Source organism: Burkholderia sp. HI2761, from assembly GCF_002223355.1.
Classification (GTDB): Bacteria; Pseudomonadota; Gammaproteobacteria; order Burkholderiales; family Burkholderiaceae; genus Burkholderia.
On sequence record NZ_NKFN01000007.1, the window covers coordinates 2435686 to 2451746 of the forward strand.

General features: G+C 69.1%; 15 protein-coding genes. 1 reads left to right on the plus strand and 14 read right to left on the minus strand.

The window, feature by feature from the left end; translation table 11 throughout:
- Positions 1-5: 5 nt before the first annotated feature.
- The 13 genes from sctT to CFB46_RS28705 all read right to left on the minus strand — a co-directional run bounded on the left by sctT (position 6) and on the right by CFB46_RS28705 (position 13022).
- On the minus strand, positions 6-815 hold the full coding sequence (sctT, locus tag CFB46_RS28645) for a type III secretion system export apparatus subunit SctT (RefSeq protein WP_089502075.1): 810 nt from the start codon (positions 813-815) through the stop codon (positions 6-8).
- Positions 809-1477, minus strand: coding sequence for a hypothetical protein (locus CFB46_RS28650; RefSeq protein ID WP_089502076.1), 669 nt, complete (start codon positions 1475-1477; stop codon positions 809-811). The genes sctT and CFB46_RS28650 overlap by 7 nt, the downstream gene beginning before the upstream one ends.
- Positions 1470-2852: a type III secretion system ATPase SctN gene (gene sctN, locus CFB46_RS28655; protein WP_089502077.1), complete on the minus strand. Its 1383-nt coding sequence runs from the start codon at positions 2850-2852 to the stop codon at positions 1470-1472. Before sctN ends, CFB46_RS28650 begins: the two co-directional genes overlap by 8 nt.
- On the minus strand, positions 2849-3478 hold the full coding sequence (gene sctL / locus CFB46_RS28660) for a type III secretion system stator protein SctL (RefSeq protein WP_027781117.1): 630 nt from the start codon (positions 3476-3478) through the stop codon (positions 2849-2851). The genes sctN and sctL overlap by 4 nt, the downstream gene beginning before the upstream one ends.
- Positions 3460-4209 (minus strand): SctK family type III secretion system sorting platform protein, encoded by a 750-nt coding sequence (locus CFB46_RS28665; protein WP_089502078.1) that lies wholly within the window; start codon positions 4207-4209, stop codon positions 3460-3462. Before CFB46_RS28665 ends, sctL begins: the two co-directional genes overlap by 19 nt.
- Positions 4206-5093: a type III secretion system inner membrane ring lipoprotein SctJ gene (gene sctJ / locus CFB46_RS28670; RefSeq protein ID WP_027781119.1), complete on the minus strand. Its 888-nt coding sequence runs from the start codon at positions 5091-5093 to the stop codon at positions 4206-4208. The genes CFB46_RS28665 and sctJ overlap by 4 nt, the downstream gene beginning before the upstream one ends.
- Before the next feature lie 52 nt (positions 5094-5145).
- Entirely contained in the window at positions 5146-5619 is a 474-nt protein-coding gene (locus tag CFB46_RS28675) for a hypothetical protein (protein ID WP_089502079.1), read from the minus strand.
- Positions 5620-5743: 124 nt separating this feature from the next.
- On the minus strand, positions 5744-5953 hold the full coding sequence (locus tag CFB46_RS28680) for a hypothetical protein (RefSeq protein ID WP_027781121.1): 210 nt from the start codon (positions 5951-5953) through the stop codon (positions 5744-5746).
- A gap of 140 nt (positions 5954-6093) precedes the next feature.
- On the minus strand, positions 6094-7434 hold the full coding sequence (gene sctD, locus CFB46_RS28685) for a type III secretion system inner membrane ring subunit SctD (protein WP_089502080.1): 1341 nt from the start codon (positions 7432-7434) through the stop codon (positions 6094-6096).
- Complete coding sequence (sctC, locus tag CFB46_RS28690) at positions 7415-9457, minus strand: type III secretion system outer membrane ring subunit SctC (RefSeq protein ID WP_089502081.1); 2043 nt, start codon at positions 9455-9457, stop codon at positions 7415-7417. Before sctC ends, sctD begins: the two co-directional genes overlap by 20 nt.
- Positions 9457-9735: a type III secretion system export apparatus subunit SctS gene (gene sctS, locus CFB46_RS28695; protein ID WP_006480854.1), complete on the minus strand. Its 279-nt coding sequence runs from the start codon at positions 9733-9735 to the stop codon at positions 9457-9459. The genes sctC and sctS overlap by 1 nt, the downstream gene beginning before the upstream one ends.
- Complete coding sequence (sctV, locus tag CFB46_RS28700; RefSeq protein ID WP_027781124.1) at positions 9732-11939, minus strand: type III secretion system export apparatus subunit SctV; 2208 nt, start codon at positions 11937-11939, stop codon at positions 9732-9734. The genes sctS and sctV overlap by 4 nt, the downstream gene beginning before the upstream one ends.
- A 249-nt stretch (positions 11940-12188) precedes the next feature.
- A complete protein-coding gene (locus tag CFB46_RS28705; RefSeq protein WP_027781125.1) occupies positions 12189-13022 on the minus strand; it encodes a helix-turn-helix transcriptional regulator in 834 nt (277 codons plus the stop codon).
- A 283-nt stretch (positions 13023-13305) separates the two neighbouring features.
- Between CFB46_RS28705 and CFB46_RS28710 the strand changes: the two genes are divergently transcribed.
- Positions 13306-14214: a helix-turn-helix transcriptional regulator gene (locus CFB46_RS28710; RefSeq protein WP_089502401.1), complete on the plus strand. Its 909-nt coding sequence runs from the start codon at positions 13306-13308 to the stop codon at positions 14212-14214.
- A 116-nt stretch (positions 14215-14330) separates the two neighbouring features.
- On the opposite strand, the gene CFB46_RS28715 is transcribed toward CFB46_RS28710, so the two are convergent.
- The gene (locus CFB46_RS28715; protein ID WP_089502082.1) at positions 14331-15977 is read right to left on the minus strand and encodes an NRAMP family divalent metal transporter; all 1647 of its coding nucleotides are present in this window, start codon (positions 15975-15977) and stop codon (positions 14331-14333) included.
- Between the last annotated feature and the right edge of the window lie 84 nt (positions 15978-16061).

The following is a 16061-nucleotide window of genomic DNA, read 5'->3' on the forward strand; positions in this document are numbered from 1 at the left end:
CGCGCTCAGCCGCCGCCGTGCGCGGCGAACAGCGCGCGCAGCAACGCCATCAATCCGCTGTCGGGGCTCAGCAGCGAATGCAGCGACGCGTACACCACCGGCAGGAACAGGATCATCATCAGCACCGCGAGCGCGCTCTTCAGCGGCTGCGAGAACACGAAGATGTTGAGCTGCGGCACCGCGCGGCCGACCAGGCCGATGCCGAGCTCGACGAGCACCAGCACGATCGTGACCGGCGCGGCGAGCTTCACCATCCATTCGAAGATCGTGTCGGTCTGCCGCACGATGAAGGTCTGCAGCATCGACGAGAAATCGGGGCCGAGCGAGCCGATCGGCCACCATGCGTACGACTGCGCGAACAATTGCACGAGCACCTGCAACCCGCCCGCCGTGACGAACAGCGCGATCGCGACGAAATTCAGGAATCCCGAGGTCGGGCCGCCCTCGTGCCCGCCCATCGGATCGAAGAATGCGGCGCTGCCGCTGCCGGTCTGGAAATCGATCAGGTAGCCGACACCCTGGATCGCGAACAGCACCGCGCTGAACGCGCCCGCGAGCAGCATGCCGACCATCGCCTCCTTCGCGACGAGCAGGCACCACATCAGGAACGGCAGCGCGGCCACCTGCGCGGAATCGATGGTCGGCGCGACGAACGCGGCGATCACGACCGCGATCCCGTTGCGCACGAGGCCCGTGATGATCTGCTCGTTGAACACCGGCACGATCAACATGATCGGCAACAGGCGCGGCATCACGTAGAGCAGCGGCCGCAGCATGCCGGCGACGTCGTTGAAGCCCGCGGCCTGATCTAGCATCGGCGCTCCGCGGCGGCGGGCGGGGCGGAATCGTCGGGCGCGGCGGAGGCGTCGGCTTCAGCGGTGAAATCCGCGCCCGTTTCCGCTTCGGTCATGGCCGCATCGAACGCGGCGGCCGCCTCCGGTTGCGCGGACGCATGACCGGACGCGTCGCCCGCGCCGGCCACCCAGGTGCCGCCCGTCGCGAAGCGCCGCACCGCGTAGCCGTCCGCGACTTCGTCGGCGTCGCGCTCGACCCGCGCGGCGCGCGCGTGCAGCGCCTTCTCGCCGGCTTTCTCCAGCTTGTCCTCGGCGGCCTTCGCCTTGCGCGCGGCGCGCTGCAGGTCGGCGAGTGTCGCCTCGTGACCGCGATGCACGTGCGCGGCCTCGCTCACCGACGCGTTCGCGGTGCCGATATGGCGGTCGAACGTGCGCGTATCGGCCGCCGCGTTCTGCAATGCACGCGCTTCGCGTACGTCGTCGGCCAGGCGCGTCTGGATCGCCGCCTTCGCGGCGACCTGCTGCGCGAGCTGCGCCTGCGCGGCCGCCAGCGCGCGCCGGCTCTGCGCGGCGATGCCCTGCTGGCGCGCGGCCGCGACGCGCGCGATCTGGCTGCGCATCTCGCGCACGCGCTTCAGGCGAGCGAGCGTCGCGAGCACGAGGCGATCGTCGGCTTCAGACATGATCGTTCGCCAGCCTCGTCAGCTTCGCGAGCAGCGCATCGAAGCGCACGTCCTCGTCCGACGCCTGCGCGCAGAACGCGCCGATCGCGTCGCGCGCGCGCAGCGCGAGATCGCCAAGCCGGTCGCTGCCTTCGCGATACTCGCCGATCTGCACGAGCAGCTCGATTTCCTGGTACTTCGCGATCAGCTCGCGCACGCGCGCGGCCGCATGCTGGTGCGCGCGGCTCGCGACGAGCGGCATCACGCGCGACAGGCTCGCGAGCACGTCGATCGCCGGATAGCGGTTCGCGAGCGCGATCTTGCGCGACAGCACGATATGGCCGTCGAGGATCGAGCGCACTTCCTCGGCGATCGGGTCCGATTCCTCGTCGCCTTCGACGAGCACCGTATAGAGCGCGGTGATCGACCCGTGCGCACCCTGCCCCGCGCGTTCGAGCAGGCGCGGCAGCACCGCGAACGTCGACGGCGGAAAGCTGCGCCGCGTCGGCGGCTCGCCGCTCGCGAGGCCGACCTCGCGCTGCGCGCGTGCGAAACGCGTCAGCGAATCGACCAGCAGCAGCACGCGCTTGCCCGCATCGCGGAAGTGCTCCGCGATCGCGGTCGCGACCAGCGCGGATTTCACGCGCTCCATCGCCGGGCGATCCGACGTCGACACGACGACGATCGACCGCGCGCGGACCTCGGGCGACAGGCTGTGCTCGATGAACTCGCGCACCTCGCGGCCGCGTTCGCCGACCAGCGCGATCACGTTCACGTCGGCCTGCGCGCCGCGCGCGATCATCCCGAGCAGCGTGCTCTTGCCCACGCCCGACGGCGCGAAGATGCCGACGCGCTGCCCGATGCCGAGCGTCATCAGGCCGTCGATCACGCGCACGCCCGTCGGAAACGGCGTGTCGATCATCTTGCGCGCAAGCGGGTTCGGCGGGTCCTGCTGCGTCGACACCCACGCGGCGCCCGTCACCGGCCCGCGATCGTCGAGCGGCCGGCCGAGCCCGTCGAGCACGCGCCCGAACAGCCCTTCGCCCACCGGAAATACATGCTCGCGCCCGGACGGCACGACGATCGTCTCCGGCGACAGCCCCGCCACGTCGCCGAGCGGCGTCAGCAGCGTCGTCTGCCGCGAGAAGCCGACCACCTCCGCGAGCAGCGTCGGCTGGTTCGGGGTGCGCAGCTCGCAAATTTCGCCGAGCCGCGCGCGAATGCCCGTCGCATTCAATATCTGCCCGACCGCGTGGTTGACGCGGCCCTGCACCGATACCGGCGAGAAAAACGCGAGCCCCGCATCGAGCTCGTCGACGAGGCGGCCGCGATCGAACGGCGCGCCGTCGTCGTCGCCGCTTCCGAACGGCTGCGGATCGTCGAGCGGCGCGTTCATCGCGCGGCGCCCTTCAGCGCGTCGCGACGGATCGCCTGGCGCAGCGCGTCGATCTGAAGGTCGAGGCTCGCGTCGATGCGCCCGGACGGCGTCTCGACCGTGCATGCGTGGCGTTCGAGCTGCGCATCCTCGACGATGCGGATCTTCTGCCGGTTCGACTGCCCCGCGAACGCGCCGTCGAGCGCGTCGCGCATCTCGTCCGTGCGGCCGGGCGCGATGCGCACGATCAGGAACGCCTCGTCGCGCACGAGCGGCGCGATCCGCGCGAGCGCGGCCTCGTACAGCTTCTGCGTGCTCATCTCGCCGACGATCGCGCGCACGGCCTTCACAACGATATCGGCCATCGCGTCCTTCATCGTCTCCATCGTGCGCGTGGCGGCGAGCGCCTGCGTGTACGCCTGCGCGGCCTGCTCGCGCTGCGCGCGGCGCATGCCTTCGTCGTAGCCGGCCGCCTGGCGCTTGTCGAATTCGCGCTGCGCGTCGGCGACGATGCGCGCCGCCTCTTCATGCGCGGTCGCGATCACCGCGGACGCGTCGAGCAGCGCCGCGTATTCGCGCTCCTTGAGCACCTTGCGCTCCGACAGCAGCTGCAGGTTGTCGCTCGTGATCAGAAAAGCCAGTCCCATGACGCAAGCCTCTCGGGAATCAGAAACAGGAACATCAGTTCGCCGAACTGGTCGCGCTGCGCGCGGTTCAGCCAGTACGGCGCTTCGTCGTCGATCGCGCGGTTGAATTTCAGGCGCACGCGCCGCGCCACCGCGTCGCCGGCCACGCCGATGAAATCCGCGAGCAGGCGCCCGCCGCGCGCGCGGATCACGACCGGCAGCGCGGCGGGATCGGCGCGCCACGGTTCGAGCGTTTCGGCGAGCGCGCCGAATTCCGGCGCCCGTTCGAGCGCGAGTTCGAGCGCATCGCCGCCGAGCCGCGCCGCGACTTCCGCACGGATCCGCCGCCCGGCCAGCGCGTCGCGCAGCCATGCGCGATGCAGCAGCAGCCCCGCATACGCGGCCAGTTGCTCGAGCGCCGCGCCCGGCAGCAGCGCCAGCCGCGCGCACGGATTCGCCGCGTCGAAGTCGTGCCGGTCGGCCACGCCGTGGACCTCGAGCAGGTGCCGCGCGAGCAGCTTTCGGCCGGCCGCGCCGAACGCGTCCGGCGAACGGTAGCGCGCGGGCCACTCGGCCGGCACGCGCGTCACATGCAGATAGCGGTCGGGCCGCAGGTTGAAGTCGCAGACCAGCGCATGAAACGCGGCAGCGCGCGCGGCCGGTGGCGGCGCAAGCGGCTGCAGCCACGGCAGTGGCGCCGCGTCGGGCGCGGCGGCCGCATCGCCCGGCGGCAGCGCGTGCGGATCGCTCATGCGCCGTCGCGTGCGCCATCCGGCGTACGCAGCCCGCCGCCAGTCTGCTGCGCGGCCGAGCCGCCGCCCCCGTTCGCGCCGCGCGGCGCGCCGAGCAGGCCCGCGAGCCTCGCGCCGAACATCCCGCGCCGGGCGGCCGACAGCGCGATCACCGCGCAGGTCAGCAGGATCAGCGCGAACACGAGCCAGCCGAGCGGCGAGCGCAGCCGCAGGATGTCCGACACCGCGCTGCCGATCCCGTCCACGCGCGTCGCGCGCGCGGCGGCCGGCTGCAGGAACAGCGACACGTTGTCGTACTGCAGCCCCTCGATGCTGTGCGCGACGAGATCCTTGACCATCGGCGCCATCGCGCGCAGATCGACGCCCTGCCGGTAGCGGATGTACACCGCTGCCGACGACGGCTTGATCTTGTCCGCGAGCGGATCGTTCTCCGGAATCACGACCTGCACGCGCGCGACCACCACGCCCTCGATGTCCTGCAGCGTGCGCGACAGATCCTGCGACACGCCGTACAGGTAGCGCACGCGCTCCTCGGCCGGCGTCGACACGAGGCCCTGCTTCTGGAACAGCTCGCCGAGGCTCGCATAGCTCGGCTTCGGCAGCCCGTTCGCCTGCAGCACCGTGAGCGCCGACTGCATGTCGCCGTCCGCGACGCTCACGAGCCACGCGTTGCGGTCCGACGTGTCGCGCGCATCGTTGTCCTTCGACGCGCTGATGCCCGCGTCGCCGAGCACCGCGACCATCTGGTTCGCGTCGCGCTCCGACAGGCCCGAGTACAGCTCCTTCTGGCACCCGGCCAACAGCACGAGCAGCCCCGCGAGCAGCGCGCGCGCCGCCCGGCTGCGCCACGCATGCGCGCGCGGCGTCGAATCGATCGTCGTCATCGTTTGTCCGCTTCAGGGCGCGTGAGGCCGCTTCCGGCCCGCACGCGCGCTTTCACTCCTGCGTCTTCAGCACCGTGTGCGTGAAGCCGTTCGCCGCCTGCGCAACCGACAGGCTCAACTGATATTCCGAAATCGTGGTGGTTGCCGTCCACTGGAAATCCATCGCCTTCACCATCGTCATCAGCGGGTCGCTGCGGCTGTCCGCCATCGACGTCAGCATCTCGCTGCGGTGCTTGTCGATGTTCGCGTACCGCGAATCGAGATCGTTGCCGTACGTGCGCAACCGCTCGACGAGCGACGACTGGTTCGCCTGCGCGGGCGTCATCTGCACGGCCGGCGCCGCATCCGCCGGCGCGCGCGACATCGCGACACCGGACGAAGGCGGTGCGGCCGACGACGCGCCCGGCTGCATCAGCGCATCGAACTGGCGCACCTGCGCCGGATCGGACGGTGTGCCCGTTTGCTGCGCGGCACTCGCGAGCGCGGCTGCGCCCGGCGGCGCCGCGCCTACGCCTGTTACCGACATGATCGTGTCCTCCTTGACCGGCGAAGCCGGGAACGGGCCGGCCGGCACGCACCTACGCCACACCGGGCGCCCGCCATGGGCCGCCCCGGCATCCGGCGTCGCGCGGCACGGCCGGCGACCGGCGTCACGCGCGGCCGGCGGAACTCAGGTGTTGCGCAACCTGGGCGTTCGCCGTCCCCTCCTGCGCGGTCACTGCGTTGCTGGTTTCGAACGTCGCAGTCGATTGCTGAACCTGAAAGTTGATCTTCGTCAGTTCGAGCTGCGTCTTGGTCAGGTCGTCGGCCTGTTGCTGGACCTGCTTCGTGTCGGTTGCGCTACCTGTGGAGGCAGTCATGTTTCGCTCCTTTACGTGAAGTTCACCTGCGTTGCCGGCGGCAGCCCCATGCCCCGCCGATGACGTGACGCGCCGCCTGCCGGCGACGTGTCGCGTAATGCGCGCACCGCGAAACGCGCTGCGCCTGATCCGTCGCGGCGCTAATGCACCGCCTGCTTCGTCGATACACCGGCCGCCGGCTCGCCCGGCAACAGCGTCGGCCCCGGCACCGGCTGCGCGACGCCCGCCGCCGCGCCGCTCGCGAGCGGCGCCACGGGCGGCGCCGGCGCCTGCTCGGGCGCGCTCGCCGACGGGCCGCCGAGCGGCATCGTGATGCGCTGACCGTTGCGTTCGAACACCACTGCGTCCGGCCCGATCGACACGACGGTCGCGCCCTCCTTCAGCCGCGCGCCTTCGAAATAGCGACTGCCGTCGACCGTCTCGATGTAGCGCTGATCGCCGTCGCCGGCGAATACGGTCGTGATCTCCGGAATGCCGGCCATGCCGCCGAGCGTCGTCGCCGTACGCGGCGCGGCCGCGTCGGCATCGCGTACGTGATCGACCACTTCGAGCGCCGGGCGGGCATCCTTCATGTAGTTGCGGATGCGCGGCTCGATCTGCGCGCGCGCGGCCGTGCCCGTCAGCTCGATCCGCCCGCGCCCGAGATACGTGACCGCCAGCGCCGTATCGCTGAAATAGGTCTGCGCGGTCGCGACCAGATCGCTGACCACGTAGATGTTGCCGAGCGCCGCGTTGTCGACACCCGCGACGATCTGCGCGACACGCTCGCGCGCGGCCGGGTCGCTCACGTAGCCCGACACGATCACGCCGTCGTCACGCGGCGCGACGGCCAGCTCCGGATACGCGTGCAGCAGTTGCTGCAGCCGGTGCGTGCGCGCGAGCACCGATTCGTGCTGCCACGGCAACCGCCCCGACCACGCGACGAAGCCGTAGCCGAGCGCGCCGAGCAGCACGCCCAGCCACAGCGCGACCAGCGCGATCACGAGCCGCCGGCTGCCGAGGCGGCGCAGCCCGCCCGTGAGCCAGCCGAGCCACGCGGCCTCGCGCGCGGCGTCCGGCGCATCGGTTTCGTCGGGCACCGCGACGCTCGCCTGCGCATGCCGCGCGATGCCGAGCCGGATCGAGCCGACCGTCACGACGTCGTTCGGCGTCAGCGAGCGGCGCCCGGCGCCGAGCGGCTCGTCGTTGAACAGCACCGGCGCGCCGGTGTCGCCGCCGTGGTTCTGCACCGTCACCGCGAGCGCGCCGACCTGCAGGCACACCTGTTTCGCGCCGATCTCGCGATCGGGCAGGATCACTTCGCAGTCGGCCGCCGTGCCGACCCAGTTCGCGCCGCGCGCGAGCGACATCGTGCGGCCGTACATCGGCCCGCTCAGGAAGCACAGGTTCCACGGCGACGCGAGCGCGGCCGCACCGGCCCCCGCGCCTCCCGCGCCGCCGGGCAATGCGCCTTCGTGCGGATCAATGATGCTCGTCGACATGGGCAGGTGCTCCTGCGGTCGTCGCCACGGGCTGCGATGCCGCATCCGCCGGCGGCGGCAACGCGGGCGGGCCGAACTTCGTGCCGGGCAGCGGCTTCGGCGTCAGCGGCACCGCGATGTCGTTGTCCGGCGGGCGATACATCGACATCCCTTCCTGGTTCGCCGGACCGTCGGCGCCCGGGTTCACGGGCGCGCCGTCCGGCGCATACATCGACGCGCTCGTCACGACGCGCGGCGTCAGCAGATAGAACCGCTCCATGTGATTGCCCGACTTGTCGGTGTACTTGAACAGGTTGCCGATCAGCGGGATGTCGGACAGCCAGGGCACGCCGCTCTTGTTCAGCCGCACCTCGTCGTCGTTGAACCCGGCGATCAGGAGGCTCTTGCCTTCGTCGATCATCGTCTTGGTGACGATGTTGCGCTGCTGGATCACCGGCACGTTCGACACGGCCTGCCCCGGCACGATGTTGCCGTCCTGGATGTCGATCGACATCATCACGCTCTGCGGATTGCCCGACACGGCCGCCGCATTGCGGATCGCCTCGTCGACGATCATCGGCGTCACCTTGATGCTCGTGCCGGTCGTCACGCTGTACAGCGACGAGTCCTGGTAGCCCGGCACCTGCACGTAGAACTGCGTGAGGTTCTCGAGGATCGCCTCGGTGTTGTCGAGCGCGAGCACCTTCGGCTTCGAACGCAGCTGCGCCTGGCCCTTCTGCGCGAGCGCGTTCACGCGCGTGAGCAGGTAATTGCGCAGCGACCCGCCGATCGACGCGGTCAGCGCGATGCCGGTCGGCATGAAGGTGCCGGTCGACCCGGTTTCGGACGCGCCGACGCCGAACGTGAGCGGCGGATTCCCGGCGCCGTTGTACTGCGTATTGCCGTTCAGCGGGTTCTGGCCGTTGCCGATCTGCACGTCGCCGTGCGTCGTGTGCAGGCGCCAGTCGATCCCGAGGCTGTCGAGCGAATCCTCGTTGATGTCGATGATCGTCACGTTGATCTCGACGATGCGCGGCCGCTCGTCGAGCTGGCCGATCAGCGACTGGTAGCGGTACATGTTCTCCGGCAGATCGCGCACGATCACCGCGTTGATCGCCGGATCCGCGACGATCTGCGGCAGCGTGTCGCCGCCGCCGCTGCTCGAGAACGGCGAGAACCCGCCGCCCATGCTGCTGTCCGCACCGCCATAACCGCCCTGCCGCGGGCCGCCGGAAATATCGGGGAAATCGAGCCGCGGCACCGCGATCGTCAGCCCCGAGCCGAGCTTCACCTGGCGCGCGGCCTGCCCGAGCGGCGTGCTCGACGGCGCCGCGGTCGTGCCGCCGCCCTTGCCGAACAGCTTGCGCAGGATCGTCGCGACGCCCGGCACCGTCACTTCCTTGCCCGAGCGGTTGATCGTGAAGTCCGACGCCCAGCCGTATTTCAGCCGGAACGCGCGGATGTCCGCATGCGCGCCGTTCGCCGACGGATCGCCGACCGAGCCGACCGCCTGCCGCACCAGCTCGACGTAGCGGCGCGGGCCGGCCACGTACACGCTGTTCGCGCGGTCGTTGATCACCAGCGTGTAGCGCTTGTCCGGAATCTGCATCGCCTGCAGCGCGCGGCCGATTTCGCCGGACGCGTTCGGCGGGATCGGGATCATCTGCGTCTGCGACTGGTCGGCCGGATCGACGTACAGGAACGAGCCGTCGTAGTACCAGGTGAGCCCGTAGGTCGAGCAGATCGTGTCGAGCGTCTGCTGAGGCGTGCCGGAGAAGCGGCCGCTGATCACGCCGTCGACCTTCGGGTCGACCACCGCCGTTACCCCCTGCGACGACGCGAGCTCGCGGATGAAGTCGCCGATCTTCTTGCCGTTCGCGACGATCGTGAACGGCTTGTTGCGCCAGCGCAGGTCCGCGGCGCGCGCATGCTGCGTGGGCGCCATGCACAGCGACGCCGTGAGCAGCGCCGTCGCGCACACGGCAAGCGCGGCCCGTTGCAGGCTGCGCGGTTGAAACCGGATCGAGGCGACGCGTTGACGCATCAAAGGACTCCTGTGGAAGAAACGAACATGCGTTCCAGCGCCTGCTGCGCGAAGCGCAGCACTTCGCCGCCGAGCCAGCCCGACAGCAGGACGAGCGCGACCATCACGGCGATCAGCCGCACCGCGATGCCGATATTGGCGTCCTGCACCTGCGTGACGGCCTGCAGGATCGCGACGACGAGGCCCGTGACGGTCGCGATCAGCACGATCGGCAGCGACAGCAGCAGCACCAGCATCAGCGCCTGGCGCGTCAGGTCGAGGATCGTCGAGCTCGTCATTGCACGGCTCCCGGCGCGCGCACGTCGGCGCCCGCGCCGACCGTGCCGTCGTCCGGCGGGTTCTTCACCCAGCCGACCGTATGCAACTGCACGTCCTCCTCGACTTCCTGGTACGACAGCACCGCGAGTTCGGGCAGCACCGGCTGCAGGATCGTCTTCACGTAGCGGCGCGCGCCGAGCGCGACCATCACCGCGAGCCGCGCGGCGCCCGGTGCGTTGCCGTGGCCGCCGGGGCCGGCCGCCTGCGCGGCCTGCACGATCGCGCGCACCTGCTCGCCGATGTCCTGCTTGACCGCGCTCGACAGCGCGAGGAAATTGCCCTGCTTGGTGCGCATCACCGCGCTCTCGATCCGCTCCTGCAAATTCTGCTCGAACAGCACGACCCGCAACTGGCGCGCCGTGCCCGCATGACGATCGGTGATCATCCGGCGCAGGTCGACGCGCACGAGTTCGACCAGCGCGATCACGTCGTCGGGCTCGTTCGGCGCCCATGTGATCAGGCTCTCGAAAATCACGCGCAAATTGCGGATCGGCACCTGTTCGGCGAGCAGCCGGCGCAGCACCTCGGTGATGCGCTGCAGCGGCACGAGCCGCGTCAGCTCGCCCACGAGTTCAGGGTGATCGCGGCGCACCAGATGTACGAGCGCCTGCGTCTCCTGGATGCCGAGCAGCTCATCCGCATGCTGACGCACGATCTGCTCGACGTGCGCGGCAAGCGCGCTCTCGCTCGACAGCCACTTGCCGTCCGGCGCCGCGCCGTCGGGCTTGATCCACAGTGCGGTCGCGAACGGACCGAACGCCTCGGCCGGCTGGCGCTCCGCGCGCTCGGGCAGCGGCGCGACGCCGTCCCACAGCAGCCAGCCCGGCTTCAGCGCGCCATGCGCGACGAGCACGTCCTGCAGGTAGATCCGGTATGCGCCGGCCGCCGCGCCCTCGTCGTCGTTCAGCGTGATGCGCGGGAACACCGTGCCGATGTCCGCGTCGACGCGCGCCTTCGCGCTCGACAGCGCCGCCTGCAGTTGCGCGAGGTTCAGGCCCGTGCGCAGGTCGTCGGACAGCGACACCGCGATCAGCGACGTCACGCCCGCCGCGTGCGACACCTTCGCGGGCTGGCCGTCGTCGGCCGCGCCGACGCGCCCCGCGACATGAATCAGGTTGAAGCTCGGCGCGGACGTCTTGCGCTTGAGCTGCGAGACCGCGAAGGTGCCGAGGCCGAGCGCGATCAGCGCGAACGACCATTTCGGAAAGCCTGGCACCACGAGAAAACCGGTCAGCACGAACGCGGCGATCAGCAGCGCACGCGGGTGCGCGCCCAGCTGCTCGCCGAGCTGTTCGCCGAGCTGGCGCTGCCGCGCATCGCGCGTCGCGACGCGCGTCGTCACGATGCCGGCCGCGATCGACACGAGCAGCGACGGAATCTGCGACGCCATCCCGTCGCCGACCGTCAGGATCGCGTAACGTTGCAGCGCCTCGCCGATGTCCATCCCGTGCATCAGCGTGCCGACCGCGATCCCCGCGACGATGTTGATGAACGCGATCACGAGGCCCGCGATCGCGTCGCCCTTCACGAACTTCATCGCGCCGTCCATCGCGCCGTGCATCTGCGATTCCTGCTCGAGCTTCTCGCGGCGCTCGCGTGCTTCGTCGGCGCTGATGATGCCGGCGCGCAGGTCGGCGTCGATGCTCATCTGCTTGCCCGGCATCGCGTCGAGCGAGAAGCGCGCGCCGACTTCGGCCACCCGCTCCGACCCTTTCGCGATCACGATGAACTGCACGACTGCGATCACAAGGAACACCACGCCGCCCACGACCACGTTGTTGCCGACCACCAGCCGCCCGAACGCATCGATCACGTGGCCGGCGTTCGCATGCAGCAGGATCAGCTTGCACGACGCGATGTTCAGCGCGAGCCGGAACAGCGTCGTGAACAGCAGCAGCGCGGGAAACGACGAGAAGCTGACCGCCGACGGCACATAGGTCGACACCGTCAGCAACACGACGCTCGCCGCGAGATTCAGCGAGATCATCCCGTCGAGCGCGGCCTGCGGCAGCGGCAGGATGAACAGCGCGACGACCGCGACGATGAAGGTCGCGAGAAACAGGTCGGCGCGCGGCGAGGCGCCTCCGAGGCGCCGTCCGGACACGCCGCGGCCGGCGGAAAACAACCGCTGCCAGTCGCGGGAGAGCGCCTTCGGTTCAGCCATCGTGCCGTAGTCCTGTCGTTATCGCCGGCTGGCACGGGCGATCCTTCCCCGTGCTGCGCGGACCGTTGAATGGGACGAGTGTAGCGACGGGAACCGGCGGAAAAAGAAGCGCGCCTCGTAGCGCGAAAGCGCGTTTTCCTCAGACGATCGAATCGGACTACGAAACCCGGCGGCCGGTTCCGGCACGCGCCGCCGGAACCGCTTCCATCGCGCGCCGGGGGCCGGCGCGCGCCTGCGGCAGGCGTCAGGTCAGGACGGCAGCCGCCGCGCGGCGAGGTAAGCGAGCTGCGCGCGGTTCTGTACGTTGAAGAGCTTTTCGAGCGAGCGAATGTGGTGCCCGACCTTGTGCAGCGACGTACGCAGCGCGCTCGCGATTTCCTGGTCGGACAGACCGTGAACGAGCCGGTCGAGCACCTGCTGCTGCTCGTCGCCGAGCGCGAAGCCGCGCATGCGCGCGACCCGTGCCTCGAGGAACGGCAGCGCGACGCGATGCACGGCAAGACTGACCGACAGCGCGCCGCCGATCACACGATCATCGATCCAATCGATGCCGTGCGTTTCCGACGTCACGTTCACCGCGACGCGCAGGTCGAGGCGCGGCGCCGACAGGCTGAAGATCACGCCGCTGTTCATCGCATGCGCGCGCAGATGGCCGGCGAGCGCCAGCACCTTGCGGTCGCCGCTGCCGTGCGCGGCCGCCTCGATCTCGTCGAGCCGCCACGCGACCGGGAAGCCGCTCTGCCGCACTTGCGCGAAACGCGGGTCGCTTTCGTACAGCATCCCTTCGATGAACGGCTGCATGAACGTCGCCGGCGCGAGGTCGCGCAGCAGATGCGCGCGCAGAATGCGCCGCCCGATCATCTCGTACGCGCCGTAACCGAGTGTACTGAATCCGATTTGCCGCAATCGCGCATGGCATTGCGCGAAATCGAATGACGCAAGGTCGGTTTTACCGGCCGTTATCTGGATACCGGTAAAAATGTCACGATCGATTGCTTGATATTCGTTCGAATAAGCGGCAGCGGCCGCTATATCGGCTTGTGAGAACCACTCGACGCGTGGTGCGCCGTCAGCATATGTCATGAGGAGCCCGCCCTTTCCCAATATGTGAAACTGCGCCCCGTCACGATCTGGTCTTTTCTTTATGATTTTCTGGTCGTCGTTATATGCGTGCGAATATGAACCTTTCGCCGCCATTAGTATTACGGCATATTACGCGCAGAGCGGCATTTTTGTACAATGCCCCCGCGTTTCGTCAGGGATGACGATCGACGCATATCACAACGATGCTCGGTCGCACCGCCGCGAATGCCGTACACGATACGGCCGCCGCCAGGCGATGCGCGTCGATTCCGAGGGATGGCTCATGTCCGATATTGCATTGCATGAAGAAGCGGTCGCCCCAACCACCTTGTCCCGCTCGTCGCGCGGATTGAACGCAGGCGCGGACGCGCTGCGCGAGCGCACCGTGCAGGTCGTCTGGTGCGACGACGTGAAACGCGGCGACGTCGCGCAACCGCACGCGCCGAAGCTCGGCGTCGCCGATACGCTCGCCAACGCGCAGAGCACGGCCGAGCGCAACCGGATCGTCACGAGCCTGCTGCATCTGACGGGCTTCTCGACGTTCGCGTACTTCGCACTCGAATTCACGCGCGAGCGCGTCGAAAGTCTTTACCTGCACGAGGCGTTCACGCCGGCCACCTATCGCGGCGACTACGTGCGGCACAATCATCACGACGTCGATCCGCGCACGCTCGGCGCGCGCGTGTGCAACATGCCGATCGTGTGGGATCTGCAGCAATTGCGCCGTGAACACCGCGAGCGCGACGACGCACCGTGCGTGAGCCCGGCCGCGCTCGACGGCTTCCTGCAGACGATGCAGGACGACGGAATGTGCAGCGGCATCATGTATTCGATGGCCGTGCCGGGCACGCGGCTGCACGCGTTCATGAGCTTCACCGCACCGCGCCGCACGCGCGAATGGATCACGCCGGCGACGATCGAGCAGGCGCTGTCGATCGGGCTGTCGGTACACAAGTTCGCGTCGCCGCAGCTAATCTCGACGTCGCGCGAGCGCGCGGTCAACGGGCTCACGCCGTTCGAGCAGGAGCTGCTGCTCGGCATCGCCGAAGGTGCGTCCGACAAGGAGATCGGCCGGCGCCTCGACACCAGCGCGCACAACGTCGACTATCACCTCCGCAAGCTGCGCAAGCGCTTCGGCGTCGCGAACCGGATCCAGCTCACGTACCTGACGTCGAAGCTCGAGCTGATCTGAGCACGGGCGCACCCGAAACGAGCGCGTAAAAACGCACATGCCGGCCTCGCGGGCCGGCATGTGTGTGTTGCGGCGCGGCGCCGGGTCCGGCGCCGCCTCCTGTCAGACTGGCCGCATTATTTCAGCAGCGTCATCTGGACGACCTTCACGATCACGAGCCCGACCGCGATCACCAGATAGCCGCGCAGCACGGCCATCCAGATCCGCGTCGCGAGCGTCATGTTCTGCGGCTCGAGCGTGTCGAGCGGCGGCATCCGCCACGTGTCGCGCAGCGAACGATCGACGGCCGGCTCCACGACGCGCTTGTCGCGGCGAATCAGCACCGTCGCGAGATAGCCGGCGATGGCGAGCACGGTGCCGCCCACCAGCACGTCGACGATCGCTTCCCCGCTGATGTCCGGATACATCACCGACGCGGTCAGGATGATCGACAGCAGCACCAGCACCCAGATCACCGCGCCCGTGAACACGTTGAGCTTCGTCGAGTTGACCCAGGGCCCCAGCACCTGGCGGTCGTTGCACAGCACGAGCAGGAACACCGTCGCGCTCGGCAGCAGCACGCCTGCCAGCGTCTGCACGGCTTCGGTCAGCAGCCCGAGCGGGCTGCCCGGGATCAGCACGAGCGTGGCCGCGGCCGCGACGATGCCGAAATAGACGAGATAGAAGCCCTTCGCATCGGTCACGCCGCGGTGCAGCGAGTGACGGATCTTGAACACGTCGCCGATCGCGTACGCGGTCGACAGCGACACGGCCGCCGCGCCGATGATGCACGCGTCGAGCAGCGCGACCGCGAACAGCGTGGCACTCGTGCGGCCGGCATACTTCTCGAGGCCCGCGATGACGCCGCCCGCGTCGGTGAAGTTGCCGGCTTCCGGATGGCCGCCGAACAATGCCGAGCTGAAGCCGATCATCGCCACCGCGCCCACCAGCACGAACGCGATGCCGATCCACAAGTCGACCTTTTCATATTTCATGAAGCGCGGCGTGATGCGCTTGTCGATCACGTAGCTCTGCTGGAAGAATAATTGCCATGGCGCGACCGTCGTGCCGACGATGCCGATCACGAGCAGCATCACGTCGGACAGCTTCGTATGCGCGGGCCAGTTCGGCACGAAGAAATCGCGTGTCATCTGCGCGACGGGCGGGTGGATCGAGACGAGCACCGGCACGAGCAGCAGGCTCAGCACGCACAGCCCGATCGCGAACCGCTCGAAGCGCCGGAAATCGCCGGTACTGACCGCGGCCATCGTCAGTGCGGCGGCGACGCACACGCCGGCCACCTTCGGCAATCCGAAGAAATCCAGCACGAACGTGATGCCGATGAACTCGGTGACGATGGTCAGCGCGTTGAGCAGAAACAGGTCGATCACGCTGAACGCGCCCCAGAACTTGCCGAAGCGTTCGAAGATCAGGCGCGCATGGCCGACGCCCGTGACCGCACCGAGGCGCAGCACCATTTCCTGGTTCACGTACAGCACGGGCACGAGCAGCAGGAGGGTCCACAGCAGCGTCGTGCCGTAGTTCTGGCAGGCCTGCGTATAGGTGCCGAACGCGCCGGCGTCGTTGTCGCCGACCATCACGATCAGGCCCGGGCCGATGATCGCGAGCAGCGTGCGCAGGCGCGCCCACCACGTGCCGCGCGCGCCGGTGTCGTGGTGGGCGATCGTGCCGAGCGCACCGCGGATGTCGCCGAGATGGGCTTCGTCGAGCACGGCGCTGCGATCGACCGCGATCGGTGGAGAGACGTTGGAGGGCGTGGACATGATGAATTCCGTACGGCTAAGGGTTATTCGATAAGCGTGTGACCTTGGAATGCGCACGCGGCGCCGGCCCGCGGGTGGCCGCGC

Bases quoted from the DNA above. Each gene is read 5' to 3' on its own strand.
- sctN (WP_089502077.1), bottom strand. From the start codon at position 2,852: ATGAACGCGCCGCTCGACGATCCGCAGCCGTTCGGAAGCGGCGACGAC.
- CFB46_RS28650 (WP_089502076.1), bottom strand. From the start codon at position 1,477: ATGTCTGAAGCCGACGATCGCCTCGTGCTCGCGACGCTCGCTCGCCTG.
- sctS (WP_006480854.1), bottom strand. From the start codon at position 9,735: ATGACGAGCTCGACGATCCTCGACCTGACGCGCCAGGCGCTGATGCTG.
- CFB46_RS28710 (WP_089502401.1), top strand. From the start codon at position 13,306: ATGTCCGATATTGCATTGCATGAAGAAGCGGTCGCCCCAACCACCTTG.
- sctV (WP_027781124.1), bottom strand. From the start codon at position 11,939: ATGGCTGAACCGAAGGCGCTCTCCCGCGACTGGCAGCGGTTGTTTTCC.
- CFB46_RS28675 (WP_089502079.1), bottom strand. From the start codon at position 5,619: ATGTCGGTAACAGGCGTAGGCGCGGCGCCGCCGGGCGCAGCCGCGCTC.
- CFB46_RS28705 (WP_027781125.1), bottom strand. From the start codon at position 13,022: ATGACATATGCTGACGGCGCACCACGCGTCGAGTGGTTCTCACAAGCC.
- sctC (WP_089502081.1), bottom strand. From the start codon at position 9,457: ATGCGTCAACGCGTCGCCTCGATCCGGTTTCAACCGCGCAGCCTGCAA.
- sctJ (WP_027781119.1), bottom strand. From the start codon at position 5,093: ATGACGACGATCGATTCGACGCCGCGCGCGCATGCGTGGCGCAGCCGG.
- sctT (WP_089502075.1), bottom strand. From the start codon at position 815: ATGCTAGATCAGGCCGCGGGCTTCAACGACGTCGCCGGCATGCTGCGG.
- CFB46_RS28665 (WP_089502078.1), bottom strand. From the start codon at position 4,209: ATGAGCGATCCGCACGCGCTGCCGCCGGGCGATGCGGCCGCCGCGCCC.
- sctL (WP_027781117.1), bottom strand. From the start codon at position 3,478: ATGGGACTGGCTTTTCTGATCACGAGCGACAACCTGCAGCTGCTGTCG.
- sctD (WP_089502080.1), bottom strand. From the start codon at position 7,434: ATGTCGACGAGCATCATTGATCCGCACGAAGGCGCATTGCCCGGCGGC.
- CFB46_RS28715 (WP_089502082.1), bottom strand. From the start codon at position 15,977: ATGTCCACGCCCTCCAACGTCTCTCCACCGATCGCGGTCGATCGCAGC.
- CFB46_RS28680 (WP_027781121.1), bottom strand. From the start codon at position 5,953: ATGACTGCCTCCACAGGTAGCGCAACCGACACGAAGCAGGTCCAGCAA.